Annotated in this window: 5 protein-coding genes and 1 riboswitch; of the genes, 2 read left to right on the top strand and 3 right to left on the bottom strand. The window is 37.2% G+C overall.

What is annotated here, in order from left to right:
- Positions 1-60 precede the first annotated feature (60 nt).
- Together B5V89_RS15175 and B5V89_RS20630 are read right to left on the bottom strand one after the other, a co-directional pair.
- Positions 61-1,401: a Na+/H+ antiporter NhaC family protein gene (locus tag B5V89_RS15175; RefSeq protein WP_244913512.1), complete on the bottom strand. Its 1,341-nt coding sequence runs from the start codon at positions 1,399-1,401 to the stop codon at positions 61-63.
- Between the two features lie 12 nt (positions 1,402-1,413).
- On the bottom strand, positions 1,414-1,524 hold the full coding sequence (locus tag B5V89_RS20630) for an SDR family oxidoreductase (RefSeq protein WP_236011775.1): 111 nt from the start codon (positions 1,522-1,524) through the stop codon (positions 1,414-1,416).
- A 236-nt stretch (positions 1,525-1,760) separates the two neighbouring features.
- Positions 1,761-1,869: riboswitch (SAM riboswitch) on the bottom strand.
- Positions 1,870-2,176: 307 nt separating this feature from the next.
- Here B5V89_RS20630 and B5V89_RS15185 point away from each other — a divergent pair.
- The gene (locus B5V89_RS15185) at positions 2,177-2,980 is read left to right on the top strand and encodes an arylamine N-acetyltransferase (RefSeq protein WP_108072771.1); all 804 of its coding nucleotides are present in this window, start codon (positions 2,177-2,179) and stop codon (positions 2,978-2,980) included.
- 362 nt (positions 2,981-3,342) lie between these two features.
- Positions 3,343-4,254, top strand: coding sequence for a diacylglycerol kinase (locus B5V89_RS15190; protein ID WP_066227762.1), 912 nt, complete (start codon positions 3,343-3,345; stop codon positions 4,252-4,254).
- A 38-nt stretch (positions 4,255-4,292) separates the two neighbouring features.
- Here the strand turns inward: B5V89_RS15190 and putP are convergent, their stop codons facing one another.
- The gene (gene putP / locus B5V89_RS15195; RefSeq protein WP_108072773.1) at positions 4,293-5,774 is read right to left on the bottom strand and encodes a sodium/proline symporter PutP; all 1,482 of its coding nucleotides are present in this window, start codon (positions 5,772-5,774) and stop codon (positions 4,293-4,295) included.
- Positions 5,775-6,436 lie beyond the last annotated feature (662 nt).

Here is a 6,436-nt window from a genome sequence, read left to right on the forward strand (position 1 = left end):
GATATATTCACTCCTATAATAATTAAGTTAGATTTTGAATTATCTTTATATTATAACACATTATAAAGACTTTTCTTTTAAAGGCGGATTAGTAAGAATAGCCTTTTTCCTTTGAAGTTTTGGATATCCGACTAGTATCGCTATCACCCCGCAAATTCCCATCAAGATTGGATAGAAAGAATAAGGGAGTATGCTCACTGGTGAAATGGAAGCAATACTGGCAGCTGCGAGCAATTGACCTCCGTATGGAACAATTCCTTGCCAGCAACTAGAAAATAGATCGAGAATACTTGCTGATTTTCTTCCGTCAATTTCATATTCATCTGCGATATTTTTCGCTAATGGTCCAGTAATAATAATGGAAATCGTATTATTTGCCGTTGCGATATCCGCAACGCTGACTAAACTGGCTATCCCAAACTCGGCACCTTTTTTTGACCTAATTTTACTAGTGACAAAGTGTAATAGATAATCGATTCCGCCATTATATTTAATAATTTCCACTAAACCACCAATCAAAATTGCCACGATCGCAATGTCTTCCATACTCATGACGCCTTTTGCAACGGTTTGTAGAAATCCTAGAAAGTCATATGATCCATAAGCAATTCCGATGATTCCAGCAAAAATGGTTCCCCCCAGCAGTACAATTAAAACATTGACTCCGAGTAGAGCGGCGACTAAGACAGCTACATAAGGTAAAACTTTTACCAATTCATACGGATGATCGCCGGCAACACTTGCATGATTTCCAAGGGTGATGATTCCAAGAAGGATGGCTGTAACAATGGCACCAGGCAAAACGATAAAGAAATTCACTTTAAATTTATCCTTCATTTGTGTTTCTTGTGTTCGCACAGCAGCAATCGTTGTGTCTGAAATCATTGAAAGATTATCGCCAAACATCGCTCCGCCAACAACGGTGGCCATAGCTAATGCTGTAGGGATATCTGTTTGTGTGGCAATCCCCAACCCAATTGGCGCCAATGCGACAACGGTACCCATAGAAGTTCCCATCGAGGTAGAGATAAAGCAACCGATAATGAAAAGTCCCACCATTAATAAATTTGCAGGAAGCAAGGTTAATCCGAGATTGACCGTTGATTCAACCGCTCCCATTTCCTTGGCAACACCGGCAAAAGCTCCGGCTAAAACAAAGATGACACACATTAAAATAATATTTGAATGTCCAGCCCCTTTACAAAAGATATCAATCTTTTTAGTTAATGATTCCTTCCTGTTCATTAATAATGCGACTGTAGCCGCGATAATGACCGCCACACTTAAAGGCATTTTGGAAAAATCATTTGCAAGAACTCCCGTTCCGATAAAAAGAAGTACAAAAATTAATAATGGTAATAGTGCGAGAAGACTTCCTTTTTTTTCTTGTTGTTTTGTCACATTAATTCCTCCTTAGTTCATTGTCATTCCACCTGTTACGTTAATTCCTTGCCCGGTTATATAGTCGGAAAATGCTGATGCTAAAAAAACAACGACATTCGCAATATCCTGTACAATGACCACTTTTTCAGTTAAATCTAAACAATATATTTATTATTCTTATAAGAATAATTGGATATGATGATGGAATATTCCATGATTTTCTTCATTCCTTAAAAATAAAGGCTGTTTTCGTAAAGTTAGTTTTTTGAGAATGGACCGTTCCTTTCCGCTGCAGAAAAGCAACGACCTTTTAGAAAAGAACAAATAAAAGAGGCCACTCAATTTAAAAGAGGCCTCATCATACAAGAAATCGTCCTCTCTTATCTTTCAAAACAAGTGTTTTGCAGGATTTAGCACCGATTCATGATCATCATGAAAGGTTGCCGAGCTTCATAGGGCCAGTCCCTCCGCTACTCTTTATAAGAGATACAATATGAAATTAACGTTACATCTTATTTATTTAAATTACACAAATGCATGAGAAAAGTCAATTTAATTTTTTATAACAAAAAATTCCAGACATTGGCCGGATATAAAAGAGGGGATTCAATAAATAAAAAAGAATGAAACAAATTCCTTATTTCCTATGTCTATAAATATATAAAGAAATAAAAAATAGATTAATATTAAGTTTTTCTAACATACGATTCAATCATATTGCAGGATTTTTCACTTTTTGCGAGAATGAATAAAAGATATACTTTCTTAATGGCATAATGAAAGAGTGGTAAATGTGGAACAAACAATCGAGGACTATTTAAACTATTTAAAATTAGAAAAAGAAACTCCATCCTTAAATTATTTGCAGCGGTTGATACAACAACATTTATCACGAATTCCTTATGAAACCTTCAGTAAGTTTCATTATTTTCAGAAGCATTCAAACTATGTTCCTCCAATCGAGGTTTTTGTAGAAAACTTAAAGGAAAAGGGTTGGGGAGGAACATGCTATACATTAAACATGAATTTTTCTCGCCTATTATCCCAATTAGGCTTTACTTGTTCATTAGTAAGGGTAAACCCGGGCCATTTAGCCATTATGGTGACGCTTGATCAGAGGCAATATTATGTGGATGTTGGTTATGGCTCACCAATTATGAAGCCGGTTGAGCTAGAAGCAAAGAGAAAACATGTTTTACATGGTTTTGGTGAAGAAATTGCTTTTACCCAAAAAACGATGGATAAATTCGAAATTGATCGCCGTTCGAATGGGAAATCCTTCGTAAAAAAGGAAATTGAGTGGACGCCGTTATCTGAGACAGACATTATAGAAGATATTCAACAATCTTATGTTGATGATGATGCTAATACAACGATGAGAAGAATTTCAGCTGTCCGATTTAATGGGCATGAATGCTATTTTTTAAGAGATCACACGATAAAGGTGATGACCTACCGAAATATCCGAGAAATTCAAATGAAGGATTTTAATAAATGGAAAACGACGGTACAAGAGGTGTACCAGATCGATGAACATTCATTACTTGAATCTGTGCAATTTCTTAAAGAACGCGGAGTGGTATTGTTTGAAAAATAATTAATTTGTAATTTTTGTACTAGCCTTAATGTGAGGACTAGTACTTTTTTTATAGGGGTTTCATTTTTATGCATAAATAAATGCATCATAGTGAATAATATAATGATTATTTTGGATTCATTTATTGGGGGTAGCTTGTTTTGATGAAATGCGACAAAAATTCAATAGTACTAGATTTTTACAATCAAAAGCGGTATGATATTGTCGTTAGAATTAATAAGTTATAATGGTCTGGCTATGGCCAGATTTTCTATGTAGAACGAGTTGAGTAGTATACCTATTTGTTTCAAAAAAGTTGTAATATATACTAAAAAGAGATGAGTTTTTATTTATTTTGTAACAAAAAGAGTAGGATGATGAAAATGAAACGAGCACGAATAATATATAATCCAACCTCTGGGCGTGAAGTGTTTAAGAAACATCTTGCGACAGTTTTGAAAAAATTAGAAGTTGCCGGATATGAAACTTCATGTCATGCGACAACAGGTGCCGGAGATGCGATTGAAGCGGCAAAAGTTGCTGTTAAACGTAAGTATGACATTGTCATTGCGGCCGGGGGGGACGGTACCATTAATGAAGTCGTTAACGGGCTTGCCGAACAGAAATACCGCCCGAAATTAGGTGTCATTCCAGTTGGAACGACAAATGATTTTGCAAGAGCTCTCCATATCCCGCGTGATATTGAAGCAGCAACGGATATAATAGTACAAGGTGACACCATCCCAGTCGATATTGGAAAAATGAACGATAGTTATTTTATTAATATTGCCGGTGGTGGGCGATTAACTGAATTGTCCTATGAAGTCCCAAGTAAATTAAAAACGATGCTTGGTCAGTTGGCCTATTATATGAAAGGTATTGAAATGCTCCCATCGATCCGTGCTACAGAGGTAAGGATTGAGTATGATGGAAAATTATTCGAAGGGGAAGCAATGCTTTTCTTAGTAGGATTAACAAACTCTGTCGGTGGTTTTGAAAAGCTTGCACCAGATTCATCAATCAATGATGGACTCTTTTCGTTAATTATTTTAAAGAAAACGAACCTAGCCGAGTTTATTCGAGTCGTTTCTTCTGCAATTACAGGAAACCATGTGAATGATCCGAACATCATATATACTTCTGCGAATCATATTAAAGTGACTTCAACGGAAAAAATGCAAATAAATATTGATGGAGAATTTGGTGGACTAGTCCCTGCTGAATTTGAAAACTTATATCGACATTTAAAAGTATTTGTACCGATTGATCATATCCGTCCTGAAGATAGAGTTTAATAAAATCAAAAGGCCACCGATATTGGTGGCCTTCCACTTTACCCTTGTTTCAATAAGACTTTGCTTGCTTCGAATTCCTTTTCAATTTCCTCATTGTGTTTGTAGGTAGCTAAGCTAACAACAATACCAACGATTAAGTTTGCAATAAACCCTGGTACAATTTCATAAAGTATTTCATCAAGTCCAACAATATTCCAAATAATGACGGTGACAGCACCGGTAATCATTCCAAAGAGTGCTCCCCAGTTGTTCATCTTTTTCCAGAATAAACTCAAGAATACAACCGGTCCAAATGATGCCCCGAAGCCTGCCCATGCATAAGATACAAGTTTCAAAATGGTTGAATTTTGATCAAATGCTAAAACAGTGGCAATAAGAGCAACTACTAAAACGGCCATTCGACCGAAGAAGACAAGTTCTTTATCAGAAGCATTCCGACGGAACATCAATTTGTATAAATCCTCTGTTAATGCACTAGAGGTAACAATTAATTGCGAAGATACCGTACTCATAATTGCTGCAAGAACGGCAGCTAAAACAAATCCTGCGACAAGTGGGTGAAATAATATTGATCCTAATAGGATAAATACTGTTTCAGCATTGGCTTTTCCAAGTGGAGCACCAATATTATGGAAATAAGCAATCCCAATTAATGCTGTTAAAGATGTACCTAGTAATGAAAGAATCATCCAACTCATTCCGATTCGTCTAGCACTTTTTGTTTCTTTAATCGTTTTAATTGCCATGAATCGAACGATAATATGTGGTTGCCCAACATAACCAAGTCCCCATGCAAGAGCAGATATAATCCCTAATACACTCGTTCCTTTAAATAGATCTAGGAGTGTTGGGTCGATTGAGCGAATTGTATTAAATGTTTCGACAGGACCACCTGTTTTAAAAATTGCAATAGCCGGTACAAGTAAAAGTGCAATGACCATTATTAATCCTTGAACAAAATCGGTCCAGCTAACAGCAAGGAATCCGCCAAACAGCGTATAAGCAACAACTACTCCGGCAACGATGAACAATCCGGTAGTATAATGCAATCCAAAGGAGCTTTTAAAGAAAACAGCCCCTGATACCATTCCAGATGATACATAAAAAGTGAAAAATATTAAAATAACAAGTGAAGAAACTACTCTTAAAAGTTTCGTAGAATCTTTAAAACGGCTTTCTAAGAAAGATGGAATCGTAATCGAATCATTGGAAACTTGTGTATAGGTTCGTAAACGCGGTGCTATTAGAATCCAGTTTAAGTAAGCCCCAATCGTTAATCCAATTGCAATCCAAGCATCAGCTAACCCATTTAAATAAAGTCCACCAGGTAGCCCCATTAATAACCAACCACTCATATCTGCAGCTCCAGCACTCAATGCGGTAACTGCCGGTCCTAAAGAACGTCCGCCAAGCATATAATCGGTTAAATTACTTGTCTTACGATAAGCGTAAAATCCAATTAATAACATCAGCACCATGTAAAGGCCGATGGCAATAAGTTTATACACATCTTCTGTCATCAAATCATCTCCCTCTAGTTGTATGAATTTTCGTTATAATGAATACCTTTTCATTATATAATAAAAGTATGTTTTGTAAAATTATAATTTTTGCTAATAATCCAAATGGAGCTTATTCCCCTATTTCATGAGCGATTAGTAGATAGTTAAATTGATATTTTGAAATAATAGTTTTACAGTATCTAGAATCTAGCATCAGCATACTTGTCTAACGAACCGCTTCTTTAAATTTATCTGCTCGAAAAGGATGGATACGAGAACTTTGGGAAAGTGCCCCGAGGTTGAAGTGCCCGAATGGGATGGATGCGGGAACTTTGGGGAAGAGATCCGGAGTTGAAGTGCCCGAATGGGATGGATGCGGGAACTTGGAGCAAGTGCCCCGGAGTTGAAGTGCCCGAATCGGATGAATGCGGGAACTTGGAGCAAGTGCCCCGAGGTTGAAGTGCCCGAATGGGATGGATGCGGGAACTTGGGGCAAGAGATCCAGAATTGAAGTACTCGAATGGGATGGATGCGAGCACTTTGAGCAAGAGATCCGGAGTTGAAGTACTCGAATGGGATGGATGCGAGAACTTGGAGCAAGTGCCCTGAGGTTGAAGTGCCCGAATCGGACGAATGCGGGAACTTGGGGCAAGTGACTCAGTCAAGTCCATATTATTGTG

Origin of the sequence: Heyndrickxia sporothermodurans, assembly GCF_003055045.1 — a bacterium.
Taxonomy (GTDB): domain Bacteria; phylum Bacillota; class Bacilli; order Bacillales; family Bacillaceae_C; genus Heyndrickxia; species Heyndrickxia sporothermodurans.

Excerpts from the sequence above, each read along its gene's own strand:
- B5V89_RS15190 (WP_066227762.1), top strand. The coding sequence starts at position 3,343 with ATGAAACGAGCACGAATAATATATAATCCAACCTCTGGGCGTGAAGTG.
- putP (WP_108072773.1), bottom strand. The coding sequence starts at position 5,774 with ATGACAGAAGATGTGTATAAACTTATTGCCATCGGCCTTTACATGGTG.